The sequence below is a fragment of the Lysinibacillus sp. RC79 genome (assembly GCF_041262405.1).
Taxonomy (GTDB): Bacteria; Bacillota; Bacilli; order Bacillales_A; family Planococcaceae; genus Lysinibacillus.
The window spans coordinates 37,089-57,793 of record NZ_JBGCCD010000037.1 but is presented as its reverse complement, the minus strand read 5'-3'; the positions used below and the strand labels follow the sequence as shown (position 1 = coordinate 57,793).

General features: G+C 41.2%; 22 protein-coding genes and 2 riboswitches. Of the genes, 4 read left to right on the top strand and 18 right to left on the bottom strand.

Translation table 11 applies throughout. The features are described 5' to 3' along the window. Nucleotides 1-168: 168 nt before the first annotated feature. The 18 genes from rnz to ABH968_RS23935 form a co-directional block, all read right to left on the bottom strand. A complete protein-coding gene (gene rnz, locus ABH968_RS24020) occupies nt 169-1,101 on the bottom strand; it encodes a ribonuclease Z (RefSeq protein ID WP_370048070.1) in 933 nt (310 codons plus the stop codon). 99 nt (nt 1,102-1,200) lie between these two features. Beyond that, nucleotides 1,201-2,037, bottom strand: a complete 837-nt coding sequence (locus ABH968_RS24015; protein ID WP_370048069.1) for a class I SAM-dependent methyltransferase — start codon at nt 2,035-2,037, stop codon at nt 1,201-1,203. Beyond that, nucleotides 2,034-3,533, bottom strand: a complete 1,500-nt coding sequence (locus ABH968_RS24010) for a cobyric acid synthase (RefSeq protein WP_370048067.1) — start codon at nt 3,531-3,533, stop codon at nt 2,034-2,036. Before ABH968_RS24010 ends, ABH968_RS24015 begins: the two co-directional genes overlap by 4 nt. A gap of 229 nt (nt 3,534-3,762) precedes the next feature. After that, a complete protein-coding gene (locus ABH968_RS24005) occupies nt 3,763-4,299 on the bottom strand; it encodes a cob(I)yrinic acid a,c-diamide adenosyltransferase (protein ID WP_370048066.1) in 537 nt (178 codons plus the stop codon). Between the two features lie 14 nt (nt 4,300-4,313). Beyond that, nucleotides 4,314-4,874 carry a nitroreductase family protein gene (locus ABH968_RS24000; protein WP_370048065.1) on the bottom strand — a complete coding sequence of 187 codons (561 nt, stop codon included), beginning with the start codon at nt 4,872-4,874 and terminating at the stop codon, nt 4,314-4,316. 37 nt (nt 4,875-4,911) lie between these two features. Continuing rightward, the gene (cobA, locus tag ABH968_RS23995) at nt 4,912-5,679 is read right to left on the bottom strand and encodes a uroporphyrinogen-III C-methyltransferase (RefSeq protein ID WP_370048063.1); all 768 of its coding nucleotides are present in this window, start codon (nt 5,677-5,679) and stop codon (nt 4,912-4,914) included. Beyond that, nucleotides 5,676-6,314, bottom strand: coding sequence for a precorrin-2 dehydrogenase/sirohydrochlorin ferrochelatase family protein (locus tag ABH968_RS23990; RefSeq protein WP_370048062.1), 639 nt, complete (start codon nt 6,312-6,314; stop codon nt 5,676-5,678). The genes cobA and ABH968_RS23990 overlap by 4 nt, the downstream gene beginning before the upstream one ends. Next, complete coding sequence (locus ABH968_RS23985; RefSeq protein WP_370048060.1) at nt 6,307-7,674, bottom strand: cobyrinic acid a,c-diamide synthase CobB; 1,368 nt, start codon at nt 7,672-7,674, stop codon at nt 6,307-6,309. The genes ABH968_RS23990 and ABH968_RS23985 overlap by 8 nt, the downstream gene beginning before the upstream one ends. 11 nt (nt 7,675-7,685) lie before the next feature. After that, complete coding sequence (locus ABH968_RS23980) at nt 7,686-8,807, bottom strand: cobalt-precorrin 5A hydrolase (protein WP_370048059.1); 1,122 nt, start codon at nt 8,805-8,807, stop codon at nt 7,686-7,688. Then, the gene (cobM, locus tag ABH968_RS23975) at nt 8,800-9,585 is read right to left on the bottom strand and encodes a precorrin-4 C(11)-methyltransferase (protein ID WP_370048057.1); all 786 of its coding nucleotides are present in this window, start codon (nt 9,583-9,585) and stop codon (nt 8,800-8,802) included. The genes ABH968_RS23980 and cobM overlap by 8 nt, the downstream gene beginning before the upstream one ends. Next, nucleotides 9,585-10,292 (bottom strand): precorrin-2 C(20)-methyltransferase, encoded by a 708-nt coding sequence (gene cobI / locus ABH968_RS23970; RefSeq protein ID WP_370048056.1) that lies wholly within the window; start codon nt 10,290-10,292, stop codon nt 9,585-9,587. Before cobI ends, cobM begins: the two co-directional genes overlap by 1 nt. Next, complete coding sequence (gene cbiE / locus ABH968_RS23965; protein WP_370048055.1) at nt 10,285-11,505, bottom strand: precorrin-6y C5,15-methyltransferase (decarboxylating) subunit CbiE; 1,221 nt, start codon at nt 11,503-11,505, stop codon at nt 10,285-10,287. The genes cobI and cbiE overlap by 8 nt, the downstream gene beginning before the upstream one ends. Then, complete coding sequence (locus ABH968_RS23960) at nt 11,462-12,562, bottom strand: cobalt-precorrin-5B (C(1))-methyltransferase (RefSeq protein ID WP_370048054.1); 1,101 nt, start codon at nt 12,560-12,562, stop codon at nt 11,462-11,464. Before ABH968_RS23960 ends, cbiE begins: the two co-directional genes overlap by 44 nt. Nucleotides 12,563-12,594: 32 nt before the next feature. After that, nucleotides 12,595-13,254, bottom strand: coding sequence for a precorrin-8X methylmutase (locus ABH968_RS23955; protein ID WP_053594968.1), 660 nt, complete (start codon nt 13,252-13,254; stop codon nt 12,595-12,597). 11 nt (nt 13,255-13,265) lie between these two features. Then, nucleotides 13,266-14,027, bottom strand: a complete 762-nt coding sequence (gene cobK / locus ABH968_RS23950) for a precorrin-6A reductase (RefSeq protein ID WP_370048052.1) — start codon at nt 14,025-14,027, stop codon at nt 13,266-13,268. After that, nucleotides 14,024-14,935, bottom strand: coding sequence for a sirohydrochlorin chelatase (locus tag ABH968_RS23945; protein ID WP_370048050.1), 912 nt, complete (start codon nt 14,933-14,935; stop codon nt 14,024-14,026). Before ABH968_RS23945 ends, cobK begins: the two co-directional genes overlap by 4 nt. A 14-nt stretch (nt 14,936-14,949) precedes the next feature. Next, complete coding sequence (gene cobJ / locus ABH968_RS23940; RefSeq protein ID WP_370048048.1) at nt 14,950-16,620, bottom strand: precorrin-3B C(17)-methyltransferase; 1,671 nt, start codon at nt 16,618-16,620, stop codon at nt 14,950-14,952. Between the two features lie 4 nt (nt 16,621-16,624). Further along, nucleotides 16,625-16,996, bottom strand: a complete 372-nt coding sequence (locus ABH968_RS23935; protein ID WP_370048047.1) for a (2Fe-2S) ferredoxin domain-containing protein — start codon at nt 16,994-16,996, stop codon at nt 16,625-16,627. A 139-nt stretch (nt 16,997-17,135) separates the two neighbouring features. After that, nucleotides 17,136-17,320: riboswitch (cobalamin riboswitch) on the bottom strand. 227 nt (nt 17,321-17,547) lie between these two features. Further along, nucleotides 17,548-17,732: riboswitch (cobalamin riboswitch) on the top strand. A gap of 145 nt (nt 17,733-17,877) precedes the next feature. Here ABH968_RS23935 and ABH968_RS23930 point away from each other — a divergent pair. Genes ABH968_RS23930 through ABH968_RS23915 form a run of 4 tightly spaced genes read left to right on the top strand, consistent with a single transcriptional unit; the run spans nt 17,878 to nt 20,508 of the window. Then, nucleotides 17,878-18,624, top strand: coding sequence for an energy-coupling factor ABC transporter permease (locus ABH968_RS23930; protein ID WP_370048045.1), 747 nt, complete (start codon nt 17,878-17,880; stop codon nt 18,622-18,624). A gap of 1 nt (nt 18,625) precedes the next feature. After that, entirely contained in the window at nt 18,626-18,898 is a 273-nt protein-coding gene (locus tag ABH968_RS23925; RefSeq protein ID WP_370048043.1) for an energy-coupling factor ABC transporter substrate-binding protein, read from the top strand. 3 nt (nt 18,899-18,901) lie between these two features. After that, the gene (gene cbiQ / locus ABH968_RS23920) at nt 18,902-19,672 is read left to right on the top strand and encodes a cobalt ECF transporter T component CbiQ (protein WP_370048041.1); all 771 of its coding nucleotides are present in this window, start codon (nt 18,902-18,904) and stop codon (nt 19,670-19,672) included. Further along, nucleotides 19,672-20,508 (top strand): energy-coupling factor ABC transporter ATP-binding protein, encoded by an 837-nt coding sequence (locus ABH968_RS23915; protein WP_370048040.1) that lies wholly within the window; start codon nt 19,672-19,674, stop codon nt 20,506-20,508. The genes cbiQ and ABH968_RS23915 overlap by 1 nt, the downstream gene beginning before the upstream one ends. The last annotated feature ends 197 nt before the right edge of the window (nt 20,509-20,705 follow it).

Here is a 20,705-nt window from a genome sequence, read left to right as displayed (position 1 = left end):
GAAAACATTTGTTGCTGTCGCTTCGTTAGCACTACGCTTTCGCACAGAAAACATTTGTTGCTGTCGCTTCGTTAGCACTGCGCTTTTTGCACAGATCAAACCTTACTGAATAAAGAGAGAAAAGTACCCTTTAAATGAAGTCATTTAAAAGGTACTTTATGTTTTTGATTAAATTAATTTGTTGTTATTCCATGTAAATACGGATTGATCGGATGTCAGGAAGGTTTGTGGGAAAACCTCCTGTGCATCTGCTAAGAATTTTGGTAAATCATATGGTAAAAAGCGGGCACTTAAATGGTTCAGCAGTAAATAGTTTGCTCCTGCCTGTTGTGCCACCTTTGCCGCCTCGACATTTGTAGAGTGTCCATAGTTCGCTGCTAAATCTGTCGTAGTACCATCAAAGGTTGCTTCATGAATAACGATATCTGCTCCATTAGCTAATGAAACAGCCTCTGGACAGTATTTTGTGTCTCCTAAAATAGTGAGCATAAAGCCTTTTTTCGGCGGAGCGACAACATCTTTCGCATAAACAATTGTGCCATCCGCGAGCTCAATATCTTTCCCAGCTTTTAATTGTCCTAGCATAGGACCTTTTGGAGCACCAAGAGCCAGTGCTTTTTCCATTAACAGTTCGCCAGGCAAATCCTTTTGCTCAATACGGTAACCGAAGCATGGAACTACATGTCGCAATTCACTTGCACTTACTGTAAATTGTTCATCCTCATAAATAATACCTTCTTGGACTTCAACAAATTGTAATGGATATGTTAAATGCGTCTTTGACAAGGCAAAGGTTTGTTCAATCCATTGTTGTAAACCTTGTGGGCCAAATATTGTTAATGGCTCCTCTCCGCCTTGAAATGAACGAGAGCTTAAAAAGCCAGGTAATCCAAAAATATGGTCACCATGTAAATGTGTAATAAATATTTTCGTTACTTTACGTGGCTTTAACGATGTATGCAATATTTGATGTTGGGTCGCCTCCCCACAATCAAAAAGCCACATTTCCCCCACTTCATCTAAAAGCTTTACCATTAGGGCACTTGTATTTCGTTCCTTTGAAGGCATTCCTGCGCCTGTTCCTAAAAAATGTAGTTGCACATATGCCACCTCACTTCAATATCTATATCGCTTTATTGTACCCTATCGCTCCCAATAAAAAAAACCTTTGGTCACTAGTTTTGTCCAAAGGTTTCATAATTATTTCGGCTCCCATGATACGAGTGCAGCATGGAAATCATGACGATAATAATAACGCCCGTTCTTTTCCTCAATAAACGGCAAGAGCGATTCCTCAACATGCTCTCTATTAAAAGTATTATTTAATATTTTTTTACTTTGTGTTGTTATAAGCTGCTCATAGCTTTCATATTCATACACTCGTTGTAATGGGATGATTTTGCACTCTGCATAAATATCCATTTCATAGAGCAAATTTAAAAATTCTATATAATCTCTTCGTGGAAATTTAATATCGTAGCCATACTTTTCGTATAAAATTTCATAGTGAGGTTGAATTGGCCCTGTTGTCATGCCAATAATTGCACGCTTTTTAGCTAGACGATTCATATGGTAAAGTGCTGATTTGATTTCATACATACGATAAAAGCAATTGACACCAATGACTATATCGTGCGCTTCTACTTCATCTTCAGCAAGGCTTTCCCATTTTGCATGAATATAAGAAACATGTTGCTTATCCTCCATACAATTTTCTAAATAGCTAAGTATACTTTCTGAGCTATCTACACATGTTAGCTTTCGCACATGATCAGCTAGTGGAAACGTATAATTACCCCAACCTGGACCAATTTCCAATACCGAGTCCTCAGGTTGAATACTTTTTTTAATTTCTTGAAAAATTTTTGCAGCATAAGGATCTGTTTGTCCAGCCTTTTTACGTGCAACCGACTGCGCCCAAAACTGTTCCTCTAATTGATCATTGACCATTCTTTCAGGCATTTGGCCATGCCAGTCCTTCATACCTTCCTGCCATAACGCCTCATAATTAATAGCTAACGGTCCTTTTCTTGTCATACAGGTACCTCTATATTCATGATTTCGTATACTTTTTTCATATCGAGATTAGCACGCACATGCTTTGCCAGCATATTGTAAGCGTCCTCTCTACGTTCTGCATCACTTTTTACATCGCTTGGTAAAGTAGCAAGCCCCTTTTTCACGCGAATGTTATTGACATGCTGTCGTGTAAAAATGCGATTATGGAATAAACCGTGGAAATATGTTCCGATCACTTGTTCATCGGCACTTACTGCCCCATCTACTCGCCCATCTGCAAGCTGTAAAAATGGTGATACTTCGTCACGTAAAATTTTTGTACGACCAAGATGAATTTCATAGCCAGTAAACGTATCCTGTCCTCTTGTTCCAGTCATTTGAACTGTTTTTTTATCGCCAACAAAAATAGTTTCCATTGGTAATAAACCTAAACCTTGCGCTGAATCACCATTTCCTTCTACTGCATCTGGGTCTAGTAACGTTTCGCCAAGCATTTGGAAGCCACCGCAAATGCCGATAATTTTTGTCCCTTGTGCGCGTAAATTAGCTATCGCTTGATCGAAGCCTTGTGCCTTTAACCACACTAAATCATCCATTGTACTTTTTGTTCCAGGTAGTATAAGTAAGTCGGGCGTGCCAAGCTCATTGACATTGCCAATTAACCGTACACCAACCTCTGGCTCATCGAAAAATGGATCAACATCTGTAAAGTTTGAAATGCGTGGTAAACGAATCATTGCCACATCCACTGCAAACTCCCCTTGCTTTGGCTTTTTAAAGCGTAATGAAGATAGCGCTAGCGAGTCCTCAGCCTCAATATTGACTTCTACATACGGTACAACTCCAAGGACAGGAATCCCTGTTTCACGCTCTACCCATTCAATACCATCATCGAGTAATTCACGCATCCCTCTAAACTTATTAATAATTAGCCCTTTTACACGTGCACGTTCTGCATCGTCAAGTAATGCGAGTGTTCCAATAATCGATGCAAATACTCCACCTCGATCGATATCAGCAACTAGCACAACCGCTGCATCTGCCAGATGAGCCATCCGCATATTTGCTATATCACGGTCTTTCAAATTAATTTCTGCCGGGCTCCCCGCACCTTCAAGGACAATAACATCATATGTATTTTGTAAAGTTCGTACCGACTTTTCAACGATTGGCATCGCTTCTTGTACGAATTGATTGCGATAGCTTTTAGCGTCCATATTTAAAAAATGCTTGCCATGAACAATCACTTCCGATACCATATCCTGCTTTGGTTTTAGCAATATAGGATTCATATCCGTAGTTGCGACAACACGTGCTGCCTCTGCTTGTACACCCTGTGCACGGCCAATTTCTCCGCCATCTTGAGTTACAAACGAATTAAGGGCCATATTTTGTGATTTAAACGGTACTACCTTTAGCCCATCATCAGAGAAAATACGGCACAGCGCAGTACATATCATACTTTTTCCTACATCAGAAGCCGTTCCTTGAATCATGATAGATTTTGCTGGCATAGTCTTTTTCCCTCCCTTATTTATAGTTGAAGCGCGGGTATTCCTCCGACGCGCGGGGGTCAGCTTGCTTTGTGGGTATTTCTCCCCAAAGCGCGGGTATTCTCCTTGCTTCCGCGGGTATTTCCCCTCAAAGCGCAGGTATTCTCCTTGCTTCCGCGGGTATTTCCCCTCAAAGCGCGGGTATTCTCCTTGCTTCCGCGGGTATTCCCACCGATACGAGAAAATCTAATTAGAATTCTAGGCCTTTAACAGCGGGAATGCCTTCGTCATAATAATGTTTTGTCGCATCAATGGTTGATACTAAATCGGCCATTGCAATAAGCGCTGGATTGGCGCTACGTCCTGTTACAACTAAATGCATTGTAGATGGGCGCTGCTGAATAGCTTCAATGACTTCGGCTAATGGGAGCACATCATCGATTGGAAATTTTGTAATAGCAAGCGCATTGTTGAGCTCATCTAATACGAGTAAATCAATACTGTCGTCTTGCAGAGCTGCTTTTGTTTTTTTCCATGCCTTTGCTAACGCAGCGCGATGCTCCTCGGGTGTTTTTGTCCAAGTAAAGCCGATTCCCATTTGCTCCATTTCTACGCCTAGCTTACGAAGAGCAATTTGCTCTCCGTATGTACGCTCTGGGGATTTAATAAATTGCATATAACGTACATTTAGTCCTCGACCAACTGCGCGCAATGTAACACCAAGAGAAGCTGTTGTTTTGCCCTTCCCTTCACCTGTATAAACTAAAAACAAGCCTTTTCTAGCCATTGTTCAAGCCTCCCTTAAAGCCATGTTGTTTTTTCTTCAAATGGGGTACGTTTCTTGTCTTTAAGCTCCTGCTCTTCTGGATAGCCAATAAAGATCGTTCCTACTACCTTTTGTGAGTCACTTGCACCAATGAATGCATGCATACGTGGATCATGAACAAGCCCTACTCCGCGTGTACGCCATACAAAGCCAAGCCCTAGCTCCTCAGCGGCAAGCCACATGGACATAATGGCACTACTTACAGCAAAGACATTATCTGCTGTCGCATCAGCGTCGTCTTCTACAATATCTGCAGTAACAACTATGGCAACAGGCGTTGTTTGAACAACCTTTAACGAGCTTTCCACTAAATTTGGTTTTGTTGGGAATCGCTCTTGCAAATAAGCACTTGCCATTTCCTCATAGCGTCTCATCGCATCGTCTTGAATAACATAAAAATGCCAAGGCTCACGCATACGGTCATTTGGCGCATAAGTAGCTGCTTGTAAAATTTGCTCGATTTTTTCTTTTTCAACAGGCTGTGTCGTGTAATTACGAATCGCTCGACGATTTTTTAAAGCCTCTATTACTGTCATGATGTGTTTCCTCCTTATGCTCAAATAACTTTTGTCTTTAAGAAAGGGCTAGTCCCTTTTCTTCAAACCATTGAATTTTCTCGCGTACATTGACGACTTCGCCAACGACAATCATGGAAGGATTATAATAGCCTTCTCGTTCAATAATGCTAGCAATTTCATCAAGCTGACCTGTAATGGTACGCTGTTGATCTGTTGTTCCCCACTCAATAACGGCGACTGGAGTAGTTGCCTTGCGACCATTTTCGATGAGCTTTCTAGAAATATAAGCAATATTGCCAACACTCATATAAAAGGCGACTGTATCGATACCTGTTGCAAGTGCAGGCCAATTTAAAAAGTCCTGTCCTTTTTCCTCACGACCGTGCCCTGTTACAAGAGCAAAGCTTGTCGCAAAATCACGGTGTGTTATAGGAATACCAGCATACGCCGGAGCAGCAATCCCTGCTGTAATACCAGGTACAATTTCATACGTAATACCATGATTTTTTAAGATTTCAGCTTCCTCTGCACCACGACCAAAAACAAATGGATCGCCACCCTTTAAACGTGTGACAATTTTGCCTTCCTGCGCTTTTTCGACAAGTAATGTATGAATCTCATCTTGAATTAAGTGATGCTTACCAGGTAATTTACCGCAGTACACAAGCTCAGCATCTTTTTTCGCAAACTCTAGCAATTTTGGGTTCACAAGACGGTCATATGCAATGACATCCGCCTTTTGAATACATTCGAGCCCGTACACTGTAATGAGCTTTGGATCTCCTGGTCCAGCTCCAACTAAATACACAATTCCGTCTTTCATCGCGCTTCTCCCATCAGAATTTGTTGTAAAAATGCTTCACGTCTATCAATCTCTCCATTACGTGTCCATTCTAGTAAGCTCGGTTCAAGTAATGCTTGTAAAGCGTTACGTCTTTGTTGGCCTTTTTCAAACTTAGCAGCAATCATTAAACGTGCCTGCTGTAGGAAGCATACATAGTCATCATAAACGTCATCAAATTGCTCTTCGAGATCAGTTTTGATTTTACGCGCTAATGCTGGACTTGCACCTGACGTTGAAACAGTTAACACTAAAGGACCCCGGCGCACTGTAGCTGGCGTTATAAAGTCGCTTTCAGCCTGTGCATCTGCGCGGTTGATGAGCTGCCAATGCTGTGCTGCTTCTTGTACAGCCTCATTTACTGACGTATCATTTGTTGCTGCAATGATGAGTGATGCATCGTCTAAATCACGCGCTTCAAATTCTTTTTCACGCCACGTAATTTGTCCTGATTCAGCAAGAGGCAGTAATGAGTCATCTAGAGTTGGACTAACAACGACAATATTCGCTTTAGCTGGAAGCAATGATACTACCTTCTGTGTTGCTACGTGCCCACCGCCAACAATCACTACGGTTTTATATTCAATATTGATGTGTATAGGAAAATAATTAGTCATGATTTTTCACCTTCTTACAAGCTGTTAACCAATTGTCAACAAGCTTTGGGTTTGATACAAAATGAAAATGCGTGTAGCCAGCTACTAACTTTCCTGCTTGGTAGCCCTCTTGTTTGTTACCAAAGCGCCCCTTCGTTTCATAGGCCGGCGTATTATGTGAGCCGCTATATTTTGAATAATGGAATTCATGTCCCTTAGCTTCTTCATCCGTATCAATTAAAAAATTATTCGGTGTGCCAAAAATTTCACGGTAGCCGAGAGCCGCTAGTTTTGTTTGCATCGCTACTTCTCCCGGAATAACACCAACCATGTCATAACGGTCACCATTACTATTCGTAATAGCCTCCGTCAAATACATAAAGCCACCACACTCAGCTAATGTTGGTAAACCTTTGGCAACTGCTTCACGAATAGACTGTTTAACATCCGAATTTTCCGCCAAAATATTTGCAAATTCTTCTGGGAAGCCTCCGCCTATATACAATCCGTCTGCTTCAACTGGGACAGGCTCATTCGCAAGTGGGGAGAAAAATTGCAGCTTAGCTCCTTTTGCACGCAGTAAATCCAAATTATCTTCATAATAGAAGTTAAACGCAGCATCCTTTGCTACGGCAATGCAAATATTTTGAGATGGTTGTTCCGCAAATAGTTGCCCTGATTCTTGTAGAACAGGAGCCTTTGTTAATTCAAGCAATTGATCTAAGTCAATCGTCTCAGCCATTAGAGAGCCAAGCTTATCAAAAAATGTATCGAGTTCTCCTCGTTCGATTGCAGGGACTAATCCTAAATGACGACTAGGAATATCAATCCCTTCCTCACGCTTTAAATATCCGATAACAGGAATACCACATTCCTGCTCAATAGCAGCCTTCGCAATTTCATAATGGCCAACACTTCCGACTTGGTTGGCAATGACACCAACGATATTCGGTTGATCCGACAACATTTGAAAACCTTTCACAACTGCCGCTACACTTCGTGCCATACTCGCACAATTGACAATTAAAATAACAGGGCTCTCAGTCACAACACTAATGTCTGCTGCAGAGCCAGCATCCGATAGCGGACTTTTGCCATCATAAAAGCCCATAACTCCTTCAATAATGGACACATCAGCATCTTTGCTTGCGCGCGCGACAATTTCACGTACTGCTTCATGTGAAAACATCCAGCTATCGATATTGCGCGATACCCGTCCTGTTACGGCAGTATGATAGGTAGGGTCAATATAATCGGGACCACATTTAAAGCCCTGCACAATTTTGCCCTTTTCTTGTAATGCTTTCATGAGCCCAATGGTGAAAGTTGTTTTACCTACCCCACTGCCAGTACCTGCAAGTACAAAACGATTCGTTTGCATAGGCTTCCTCCTTAAAATGTTAATCTAGCAACAGAGATTGTAGCATTGCCCGATTTTTTCTTTTCTAGCACAAGCGACTCGACCTGCGCATAACGCATTGCTGCAGGTTCACTCACCCCGTATGCTCCTGTATATTTAAAAACGGTTTCCGAAGGTGATGGGAAGTCAATTTCATTTAATTCCGTCGGTGAATATGTTACAAATTCCCAATCGTATTTCTTTGTTATTTCTAGGAAGCATTGCTCGTCCTTCTTTAAATCAATCGTGCATAGCGCTTTAACACTTTTTTTCGAAAGCTTCAGCTCTGCAAGAGTTTCATCAATGACTTGCTCAATTTCTTCCACAGCGGTCCCACGATTACAGCCCATGCCAAGCACGACCGACTTTGGTCGATAAATGACACCATTTTCAAGAAGTACTTCTTCCTCTGGGTCAATGATGCGGTCAGTAATGAGCAATGTCGCATGTGGTTTCGCTTTAATCGCATCATATGTTGACGGATAAATTTTAATTTCTTCTGGCATCGCTGTGTCCCGCATCCACCAGTCACGTTCCCCCGTTTCCTGAACGATTGCAACATGCTCCTCGTTAACAACAGAGGCACTTACAGGTGTCAGTTTATCGGCACTATCCCATACCCAGCCAAAACGGGCACCAAATAAATCAACTGGAATGGTCTTTTGCACATCTGAGGCTGTCGTAATAATCGGATTTGCTCCAAGTGCTGCAGCTACTTCATGTGTCAGCTCATTGGCACCGCCTAAATGTCCTGATAAGACGCTAATAACGTTCTCTCCACGGTCGTCAATGACAACTACGCCTGGGTCCGTCTTTTTATCCTTTAAAATGGGTGCTATCATGCGTACAACTGCACCGAGTGAGATGATTAAAATTAAGCCTTTATATTGCTTAAAAAGAGTAGGCAGCAGTAAACGCACAGTACCAGTAAACATCTGAATATGCTTTTCTGCTTCATCACCCTGCTCAAATTTACTCATGTAATATAAGTCACTCGCAGCAAAGGTATGCTGCAAGCGACGTCCGATTTGAACACCGTGCTTTGTGATGGCGACAACCGCATAAGGATTTCGTTGGTCAACCTCTGGCAATACGCCCTCTTGTAACTCAATCACTTGTCTTCACGCCTTTTCTAAAGCCATGTGTAAAGGAAGCATCATATAATTTCGAACGATATTGATCCTTATCATGAATAGTCGGATCTAATGCCCAGCCAGCTAAAATCATCGCATGCTTACGAATACCGTTCACACGCATCGCTTCATCCAGTTCAATTAATGTTGTACGTACGATTTTTTGATCTGGCCAAGAAGCTCGTTGAATAACAGCTATTGGTGTATCATCAGCCCAGCCAGCATTCTGTAATTCTTTTACTATTTTCTTTGTTAGCGTTGCGCTCAGGAATAATGCAATTGTACAGTGATGACTCGCTAAATCGCGTAGCTTCTCGAATTCTGGTACAGGTGTACGTCCTTCGGCACGCGTTAAAATAAGTGTTTGTGTTAAGTCAGGAATTGTTAATTCTGCTCCGATTGCCGCTGCAGAAGCGAAGACAGAGCTAACACCAGGAATGACCTCATAGCCGATGCCTTCTTTTTTTAATAGTGCCACCTGCTCCATGATTGCTCCATACATCGCAGGGTCTCCAGTATGCATACGAGCTACTACTTTCCCCGCATTGACACGATCTACCATGGTCGCTACCATTTCTTCTAAATGCATCCCTGCTGTACGAATAACCTCTGCATCTGGTCGTGCCTTTGCAATAAGGTCCTCACTCACTAAAGAATCTGTATACATAACAACGTCTGCTGTTTGTAGCATATGTAAACCTTTAACTGTAATTAAATCTGGATCACCAGGACCAGCACCGACAATATATATTTTCTTCATTATTTACGCACCACCATTAACGTTAAATATTCTAAATCGACACCGTCTAGCTCCTGTACATCCCAAATAATTTCCTCGTCAGACGTTACCTTTGTTACGACCGATGCCTTATCAAGTAAATCTAAATCACGTAGCACCTCAAGCATTAAATCAATAACCTTCGCTACTTTTATGAACACCACTGCATCGTGACTTTCAATCGCTTCACGCATAGCATCATAGTCATCATGGGCAGGGACGATCGCAACACGATCATCGCCGTCTGCCAGCGCAATGCCAAGTTGGGATGCTGAACCGTTGAACGAAGAAATACCAGGAACTGTTTGAATTTCAACGTCAGGGTGCATGTCCTGCATAAGCTTCATCATATGGATGAACGTACTATATAATAATGGGTCTCCCTCTGTTACGAATGCGACGTCCTTACCTTCTTGTAATTTTGCATAGACAAGTTCCACTGATTTCGTCCATTCGCGTTCTAAAACAGCCTCATCCTTTGTCATTGGAAATACTAGGCCAAGCATATCCTTTTCTTCTGGGTTAATATAGACATCTACGATACGATGTGCGTAGCTTTTACTACCTTTTAGTTTTTTCGGATAGGCAATAACAGGCGATTCCTGAATGACACGGAATGCCTTAACTGTAATTAACTCTGGATCGCCAGGACCTACGCCCAAGCCATATAAAATACCAAGATTACTCATGATTTTCTTCCTTTCGATATGCAGAAATAATGTAAATCGGATTTAATGGGACAAAACGTGTCATATCTAATATTGGTTTACTGCGCGCAAGCTGTGCCTGCAATATGTCTACAGCAAAGCCACAAGACTTAAACGCTTCGACTGCCTTATATAAATTTTCAATTGTTGCAGCATTCAAGACAATACGACCATTTGGCTTTAAGCGTGTACAGCACAATTGTAATAACTCCACCATTTCTCCTCCTGTGCCGCCGATAAAAATCGCATCCGGATCAGGGAAGTTTTCAAGTCCTGCTGGCGCTTTACTATGAATAGCTGTAATATCTACACGGAACTTTTGCTGATTTTGCAGACAATTTTCTAAATCAGGAGCGTTTTTCTCCACTGCAAATATTTGACCTTCTGGCGCAAGCTTGCCGGCCTCAATGGCCATCGAACCCGTACATGTCCCAACGTCCCAAATGATGCTATCCTTTTGTAGCTGCATCGCTTGTAAACTTAAAACACGAATTTCTTTTTTCGTTATTAGACCTTTGTCTGGCTTCCGCTGTGAGAATTCTTCATCATCGATACCGAGTGCATAGCGTTGCGGTACTGAAGTTTGCTGTAAAATAACAACATTTAACGGAGAAAAATCAGCCATTTCTAATTCATCAAGCGAATACCAGCCGAATTTCTCACTTGTGCCCTGTAAATTTTCTGCCACAAATGCACGGTATTCTGTCATGCCAAAATGCTTTAAATACCTTGCTAGCGCATTTGGGTTATTCTCTGCATCTGTTAGCAGTGCCACTTTCTTTTTACCATCAATACGTTGTGCTAAGCCTTTCATGGAGCGCCCATGAATACTTGTGACATAAGCATCCTGCCAGCTTTCCCCCATCTTTGAAAAAGCAAGCTGTACTGAGCTCATATATGGATAAACTTCAATGTCTAGCTTTTTCGCTAAATAACCACCGATTCCATAAAATAATGGATCACCTGATGCTAAAATAACTGTATTTCTTGTTTCTGTAGATAATCTTTCAACTAGCGCTGAAAGACCACCTTTAATCAAAATTGTTTCACCAGAGAAATTCGGGAAAAATTCTAGGACACGCTCCCCACCAACAAGCACCTCACAGTCTTCAATCCACTGTACATATTGCGGTAGCAAGCTTTCTTGTCCGTTATCCCCGATCCCAATTAATTTCATCGATCGATGCAATGTCATCAGCCCTTCCTAATAATTGTCCCTGCATCGAATAGATCGATGTGGAAATCGTTAAACCGCCCTTAATGTGATGTAATGATGAATAACAGCAAGCTTCACATAAGTGGTTGAAGAATGCATCATAGCCCTTTTCTGCCATAATTTCTCCGACCTGTGAAGCAGTGTTTGCCTCTCGTACGTTTGTAACGGTTTCTTCATCTGCACCTATATCCACTGCTAATTGAGCTAAAAAGTTAAAATCAATAGGAGCACTTTTGGAGTGCACCATCATGACACCTTGTGCCACCTTAGAGAATTTCCCCATCATACCAACAAGCGATACTTGCTTCATACCAAGTCGTTTACAATGCTTTAATGTAAAGCCTACAAAATCGCCCATTTCTATAAACGCTTCCTCTGGCAAATGAGGGTACTGTGCCATCGCATACTTTTCACTGCGGCCACCTGTTGTGACAACTAAATGCTCACAACCAGCCTCTTTTGCAACACTAATCGCTTGGACAATACTAGCCATATAAGCGGAACTCGAAAAAGGCACGACGGTTCCCCTTGTGCCTAAAATGGAGATGCCTCCAATAATACCAAGTCTCCCATTTAACGTTTTTTTAGCAATTTCCTCACCTTTAGGGACGGAAATAACTACGTTAACGCCTCGTTTAATTTGAAATTCATCAAGTACGCCTTGTACAGTACTATGAATCATCTTCCGTGGTACTGGATTGATGGCTGCTTCTCCGACAGGTACTGGTAAGCCGGGCTTTGTTACGCGCCCGACACCAATTCCACCATCCAGATGAATGCCTGGTATCTCGGCCCAGCTTACCGTGCCGATAATGAGTGCTTTATGTGTTGCGTCCGGGTCATCACCCGCATCTTTAATCGTTTCACAGCTGACAGCATCATGCTGAAATGTACATTTTTCAATCGTAAAGGTCACATCTCGTCCAATTGGCAAATGAATAGTACTTGTTTCTTGCTCTTCATTTGTAATTAATGCAAGTAATGCGGCCTTCGTTACTGCAGTTGCACAGGCTCCCGTTGTATAACCGTGACGCATGTCTTTGGGATCCTTTTTAGGCTTCCGCTCCACTATTTTTTCGCCTGTTCATCCGCTAAAAGTGAGACAGCATTCAATGCGGCAACCGTCACTGTACTACCGCCTTTACGACCAACATTTGTTATATACGGAATACCTTCTAGTTTTAGTAGCTCTTCCTTCGACTCAGCAGCTGATACGAAGCCCACTGGCATACCGATAATTAAATCTGGTTTCGCTAAGCCTTCTTTAATTAAACGAATCAATTCAAGCAATGCTGTTGGTGCATTACCAATTGCATAAATGCCACCTTCGTGTAATTTAGTTGCCTTTTGCATTGAGATAATCGCACGCGTTGTGTTTTGTTTTTTCGCCTCAATCGATACGTCTTCATCTGCAATATAGCAGTGTAAATCGCCACCATGCTTTTGGAATCGTTTTTTCCCTGAACCACTTTCAATCATTTGCACATCTGCAATGACATGGCGACCAGCAAGGATTGATTTAATACCGGCCTCAAGTGCTCCTGGTGTAATAATAACGCTACGTCCTAATTCAAAGTCAGCAGAAGCGTGAATAATGCGACGTACAACTTTCCACTCATCCTCTGAGAAGTTATGCTCGCCCATTTCCTCTGCAATAATTGAGAAACTGTAATCGTAAATTTTATCTGGGTCTACTGTTAATGGTTTGAAATCTGTTTTAAAGTCCATTGTATTGCCTCCTAAAGTGTGTTGTGTACAGCTTGTAATACATCTTCAAATGTAGAATATTGCTGTCCGTATTTTATATTTGGTCTTGCGATTAAAATTGTTTCAATGCCACATGCAAGGGCAGCCTCTAGCTTTTCATCCACCGAGCCAACCTTGCCGCTTTCTTTCGTAATCATCACTGTCACACTATATTGACGAAAGAGAGCTTCGTTTAATTCCTTTGAAAAAGGGCCCTGTATGGCAACAATATCTCTTTGTGCCACACCAAGTGCTTCACATTTTTCCATATTATCGAGTCGAGGAAGCATTCGCGCAATCACTCGTGTATTTTCTAAGCCATGTAACACCTTTGTAAAGGTTGCAAGTGTTTTACTGCCCGTCGTTAGCATAATGACACCACGTTTTTCCGCTGCTAAATGGGCAGCCTCCTCATAATCTTTCACAACCGTAATTAGTGGATGGGCATAATGCTCATGTGCACGTTCATAGCGGATATACGGAACATTGGCTTGCTCAGCTGCTGCCATGGCATTTTTTGAAGCTTCATCAGCAAATGGATGAGAGGCATCTACAACTAAACGGTACCCCCGCTCTGTGATAATCGTCGCCATTTCCTCCGCCGTTAAACGACCGACTAAATGAGGAAGACCGACTTCAGCAAGGCTTGAAGCGGCTGATTCAGTAACGACCGTTGCTGTCACAGCATAACCTGCTGACTGTAGTTCAAGTGCTAGATTCCTAGCATCGCTCGTCCCTGCTAACATGAAAATCATTTCACTGGCTCCCCTTCATGGTGATGATGGTCATGGTCATGGTCGTGATGGTGGTGGTCATGTTCATGATCGTGGTCATGATGGTGATGATGATGCGCATGTCCATGCACTGCCGCATAAGCACGGTAATTTTCTAAATCTTGCATACCTGTTGATGTACCATTCACAGCTTGCTCAATACGCTCTAATAGCACATTTTGTAAACGCTCATGATAGCCAAAATAGTTGGCAATTTGAATATCACAGTCAGCATATTTTTCGTTAAATTGATTGCACATGTCGTTCATACGTTCCATGAGGATACCTGTGAATAAAAAGTACGGTAGCATAATGATTTTTTTAGCACCAAGCTGCACACAGCGCTCAATTCCTTCTTCAACACGTGGATCAGTGACACCCATAAATGCGCTTTCCACATACTTAACCGGGAGTTTTTCCCATAATAGACGTGTAATTTTATAAAAATCACCATTTGCAGCTGGGTCACTGCCGCCTCGTGCAATTAATAAAATGGCAGTATCCTTATGTTCTTCTTCAGCATTAAAGCCGATTTCTGCTAAACGGTCTTCTAAAATAGCAAATATTTCATCATGGATACCTATTGTTTGGCCATATGTGAACGTAAGATTTGGATAATGCTCACGTGCATGTTCAATTTCTGCTGGAATATGCAGTTTTGAATGTCCAGCATGAAGAAGAATAATCGGAATAACATGTACCTCTGTAGCACCCTTCTTCACACAGTTCGTAATACCTTCTTCAATGTTTGGAGATGCAAACTCTAAGAAACATGTTTCCACTAAAAAGCTTTCATCAATACGAGGTGTCATTTGCTCGATAAACGTGCGTACCTCATCATTTCCTGCTGCTAAACGGCTCCCATGGCCGACAAATAAAATTGCTTTCATCTCATTACTCCTCACTAGTCGCCGCACGGAGCTGGCTCTACTTTTATTTTTGAAGACATATCCTGATACGTAAAATGTAGGATCTTTTTCACACGCTTAAAGTATTTAAACAAACGTTCATTTGGATGTGCATTTGCTTTATATTCTTCGATAATATCGGTGATAAGTCGGATGAGCTGTTCAGGCTCTAAGCCCTCAACAACTGGCTGAGCCGCATGTGCTGTACGGCCAACCGGCTTAGCACCAATAAAAACATCAAATTTACTTTTGCGATAAACAATGCCAATATCATCAAATACTGCTCGATAACATGCCATACCGCAGCCGTTAAAGCCAATATTTAATGTTTTCGGTAACGACATACCACCAAGCTTTTCTTGAATCTCTTCCGCATATGGAATCGAATCGGCCTTTTCCCCATAACAGAAGTCACAAGCCTTTAACGATAGCACGTCGCCAATTGGTGTTAGCAAAAAGCCAACTTCACGAAGCTTTGCGGTAATCTCTTCAGGCTCTGACGTTGGAATTTTCAAATGAATTTGATGGTCTGGTGTATACTCCATCGTTCCTTCCTCACCAACTACCTCAGCTAACGTCATCATTTGTTGAGGAGTAAAAAACTTATTGGCTACCCCTGGACTAACCGCTAATTCAAAAATAGATTCGATTTTTTGTTGAACACGCTTAGGTGTTACTTTCACCGCGCTTGTTCCATTCACCAGAGCAAGAGCAGCTGTCGCCATTTCGAGTGACGATTTTTTAGGCTTTGGTTGAGGTGTTATTGCTAAACTGGGCTTAATACGATTTGCATTGGGATCTGTATCAAAATCATTACGCGCTGCTCCTGTTTCTTGATTCATCGCCCATGGTTCATTTTCTTCCTTCAGTCGTTGATGTGGTCGTAACGGTTGTTTTTCTTCACCAAGTGTATATTTGCGCTGATAACCACGTGGCGTAATCATTTTATTGTCGTAGAAGAATGTTGTTGAATTCCCGATAATAACTGTTGTTAACATGCCGATATCATGTTCAAGCATTTCTGCTAAAGTCGTCATCGTAATTTCCTGACGGTCACGATACGCGCTTTTCACAAGCCCAACCGGTGTATCTGGCGAACGATATTCTAATAAAATTCGTTGAGCCTCTACGATTTGTCTCGTACGACGTCCACTTTTTGGGTTATAAAGAGCAATAACAAAATCCGCCATTGCTGCTGCTTCTACTCGTTTTGCAATTAAATTCCAAGGTGTTAAGTGGTCACTTAAACTAATGGTGCAGGCGTCATGCATAATTGGAGCACCTAGTAAACTTGCACACGAATTAATAGCTGAAATACCTGGAACAATTTCTACCTCGATACCAGTTGCTTCCGTCCAGCCTAGCTCGATCAATACCTCATACACTAATCCTGCCATTCCATAAACGCCTGCATCACCGCTGGAAATAACCGATACGATACTTCCTGCCTCTGCTTGACGCACCGCTTCCTGTGCACGTGAAACTTCCTCTGTCATACCAGTACTAATAATCGACTTTGCACTAACTAAATCCTGAATCAGTTCAACATAAGTTTTATAGCCTATGATCATATCACTTTGTTGTAGTGCCTCCACAGCACGAGTCGTAATATGTTTAAAGTCTCCAGGGCCAAAGCCAACTACGAAAATCTTACCTTTTTGCGCCATTTTGTTACCCCTCTTTCACCTTTTCAATACCTTTAATGGCTGTTGTTTGTGCTGTACGCTGCAACGAACCTTCACGCAATGTAAAAACATGCTCATTATGTAACGATTCATGATTTAAATCTTGTACGAGTGCCTTCGCATGCTCCGTTGTCGGCACACGGTACCAATTCCCCTGAGGATAAGCAATGACAACACAAGCATCCTTACACCTACCATTACAGCGGGTCCTTGTCGTATGTATTTCCTTATCAAGCGCTAGCAACTGTATTTCATCACGTATTGCCAATGTAATGTCCTCAGCATCTTTTTTCATACAGCTACTACCATTGCAAATAAAAAGATGTGTTTTCATCCCCTCTAAATTCCAAGTCGTCATAGTTGTTCTCCCCTCATTTGCTTTTAGGAAAAAGAAAAAACCTTTACTCTAGTCGAAGAGTAAAGGTTAAGTAGAAGCCAAATAAAAACGAATATATACAGGTACTCGCTCTCGCTTCAACTTCTCCCTCCGAAAAGTTTGCATGCATCATCCCATAAGCAGGTTTCCTGACTTAAGCTTCTTTTTACTATCGCGCCTTCCTAAGTTTTCACTAGTGGCATCCGCGATTTCATCAGCTATTACAGTAGCGGGGGCTGTATCGGATTTTCACCGATTTCCCTATTATCTTGAAAATATTCAAGCACTTATGGATGTTTTATATGAATTTATGATCTTTCATGTAATTGAAAACTGTTTCTATCATATCTTATTATTTTAAAAATTCAATATTTCTTTTTTAATTTGTGACAATTTTTTTAATATTTCATAGCAAAATGTGAAATCTCTATCTATTTATCAGAATTTTCGACATAGATCCTCAATTGAAAATTTTTTCATAAAAAGTATAGCATATATATGGAAAATCATGTTACACTTTGTCGTGAAATCTCACAACTTCATCTTTTTTCGGTGCGAATTGTTCATCATTTCGCTTAAAAGGGAAGCCGGTTCAAGTCCGGCGCGGTCCCGCCACTGTATTAGGGAGTTTTATAGATAATGTCACTGTCCAAAGGATGGGAAGGCTTATAAAACGTTGAACTAAAGCCAGGAGACCTGCCGAAAAATATGTGATCGTTTCAACCTACGAGGATAGGTGTGCGGCTTAGCAGACTAGAATTTTATTTGCTTTTTTTAGCTATGCACTTTTCCAAAGTTGGAGAAGTGTCTTTTTTATTTTCGCACGCTAATTCGAAAAATTTTAATGTGAGGAGGAGAGATTTTTGAAATTCTCAGCTTGGAAGCTTAGTTATTTCTTATTGGCATTTTTATTCGTGCCAAATCGTGCATTTGCGATGCATATTATGGAGGGCTTTTTGCCAATTGAATGGGCGATTTTTTGGTGGGTCGTATCGATTCCTTTTATTATTTTAGGATTACGTTCTATTCGTAAAACAATTGATGAAAATCCTGAAACAAAAATGATTTTAGGTCTATCGGGTGCCTTTGCCTTTGTGCTATCAGCCTTAAAAATCCCTTCTGTAACGGGGAGTTGCTCGCATCCAACTGGGGTTGGGCTTGGAACAGTTCTTTTTGGACCATTAGCGATGAGTGTTATCGGAACAATCGTATTATTATTCCAAGCTTTACTTTTAGCACATGGTGGGCTTACAACATTAGGTGCAAACACCTTTTCCATGGCAATTATGGGCCCTATTATCGCTTACTATGTATTTAAGGGCTCACAAAAAATGGGACTATCATTTTCCATCGCTGTCTTTTTAGCAGCAATGCTTGGTGACTTAGGTACATATATTGTCACTTCTGTACAATTAGCTCTTGCCTTCCCTTCTGAGGTCGGAGGCTTTATGGCTTCATTCACAAAGTTTGCTGGTATTTTTGCGTTAACACAAATCCCTCTTGCTGTTAGTGAAGGAATTTTAACAGTGATCGTTATGAACTTCCTGAAAAAATACAATGTGAGTGAATTAAAAGCTCTACGTGTTTTCTCAGCAAAGGAGGCACACTAAAATGAAAAAAAACTTACTGCTTTTAGCAGTTGTTGTGTTACTAGCAATCGTTCCCCTATTTATTCAAAAAGGCGCAGAATTCGAGGGTGCTGATGGCGAAGCGGAGGCAGCAATTGGTGAAATAGATGCTAACTATGAACCATGGTTTGAAAGCTTATGGGAGCCACCAAGCGGTGAAATTGAAAGCTTATTATTCGCACTACAAGCTGCTATTGGCGCTGGATTTATCGGCTATTTCATCGGCTTAATGCGCGGCAAACATAAAGAGGGTTAAGCGATGTTACTCATTGATAAGTATGCTTATATGAATAAACTAGCGTCTGTTCATCCGCTAGAAAAAATGACGTTATCCCTTGGACTACTTATATTGTCGCTTATCATGAGAGATGAACGAATTTCACTCATTACATTTATTGTGATGAGTGCTTTTATCATTTTAGGCGCAAAAATTCCTACAAAATACTATGCAAAATTACTATTGCTACCTGGATTTTTTTTACTATCAAGTTTAGTGTCAATTTTAATTTCTATAGCACCAACAACTAGCGCGCTACCAACGCACATTTGGTCATTTTCACTTAATAGTTGGACGATTTTTATCGGCAGTTCGAGCCTCGTGACAGCGCAGCAGCTTTTTTTCATCGTCCTTGGCAGCATTAGCTGTTTGTATTTTTTAATTCTCACAACATCAGTCCAATCTATTTGTTACGTGCTACGACAATGGCAACTTCCAACTCTATTTGTAGAGCTAGTAGAACTAACGTATCGTTTTATTTTTATCTTTTTAGACAGTATGCAGAAAATCCATCTTGCCCAGCAGGCTCGTCTAGGATACAGCTCCCCTATGCAGTGGCTTCGTTCAGTATCAATGCTGATTGCTGCTTTATTTGTCGAGATGTTCCAACGCAGTCGTGAGCTAAACAATGCGATGGAAGCGCGTGGTGGCGAAACTGTCTATTGGCAAGATGATGTTATCTATAACACGAAAAATTGGGCAGGTATTGCTGCTATTTTTATACTCCTCATCATTTATGGAGGTTTTTTCTGATGACAGATTTATACTTTGATTTAACACATTTATCCTACGCTTATGCAGATGGAACTCATGCCTTAACAGATATTACACTTCAAATTCCAAAGGGGAAAAAAATCGCTTTACTTGGTCATAATGGAGCTGGAAAATCAACGTTATTCCAGCATTTAAATGGGATTTTGAAGCCTACTGCTGGAAGTATATCCTTTTGTGGTAAAGAACTGAACTATAGTAGAAAAGCATTAAAAGAATTACGTCAACAGGTTGGCATTGTTTTTCAGGATGCAGACAACCAGCTTTTTTCTGGCACAGTTAAGCAAGATATTGCATTTGGACCTTTGAATCTTGGCTGGACAACTGAAAAAATTGAAGAGAAAATTGCGTGGGCTGTCGCTCAAACCGAAGTCGAAGCATTGCTAGATAAACCGATACATTTTTTAAGTGTTGGGCAGAAAAAACGTGTCGCGATGGCAGGAGTACTTGCAATGGAACCTTCCGTTTTATTATTAGATGAACCGACAGCTGGGCTAGATAATTATTATAGTGCACAAGTTTTACAGTATTTAGCTACGTTAGAGAACGGTGAACGAACAATTTTACTGGCTACGCATGATATTCCATTAGCCTATGGATGGGCAGATCAAATAATCGTGATGGAAGCCGGGAGAATTATTTATAATGGGGATCCAGTTGAAATGTTCTTCCAAGAGGATTTGCTTGAAAGAGCCCATCTTGAACGCCCATGGGTCTTTGAAATGGCCATTGCCTTACAAAATAAAAAACTATTTGAGAAAAACATCAAAATGCCTCGTTCGAAGGAAGATTTATACAGACTTATTGAGCAGTTTTAAGACTGTGCTTTTTAATTGTGGTTGAATCCACTATCCTACTCCAATTTCACAAATCGAGTAGGATTGTACCCTATAGGTAATGAAATGGACTCTTTATAGATCCTGGGAGAATATTCGACCTCCCTTATACATATTTTTATAACGGGGAAAAATATGGTAAAATATAGAATGGTACTTTTGGAAAAATATATACGTAT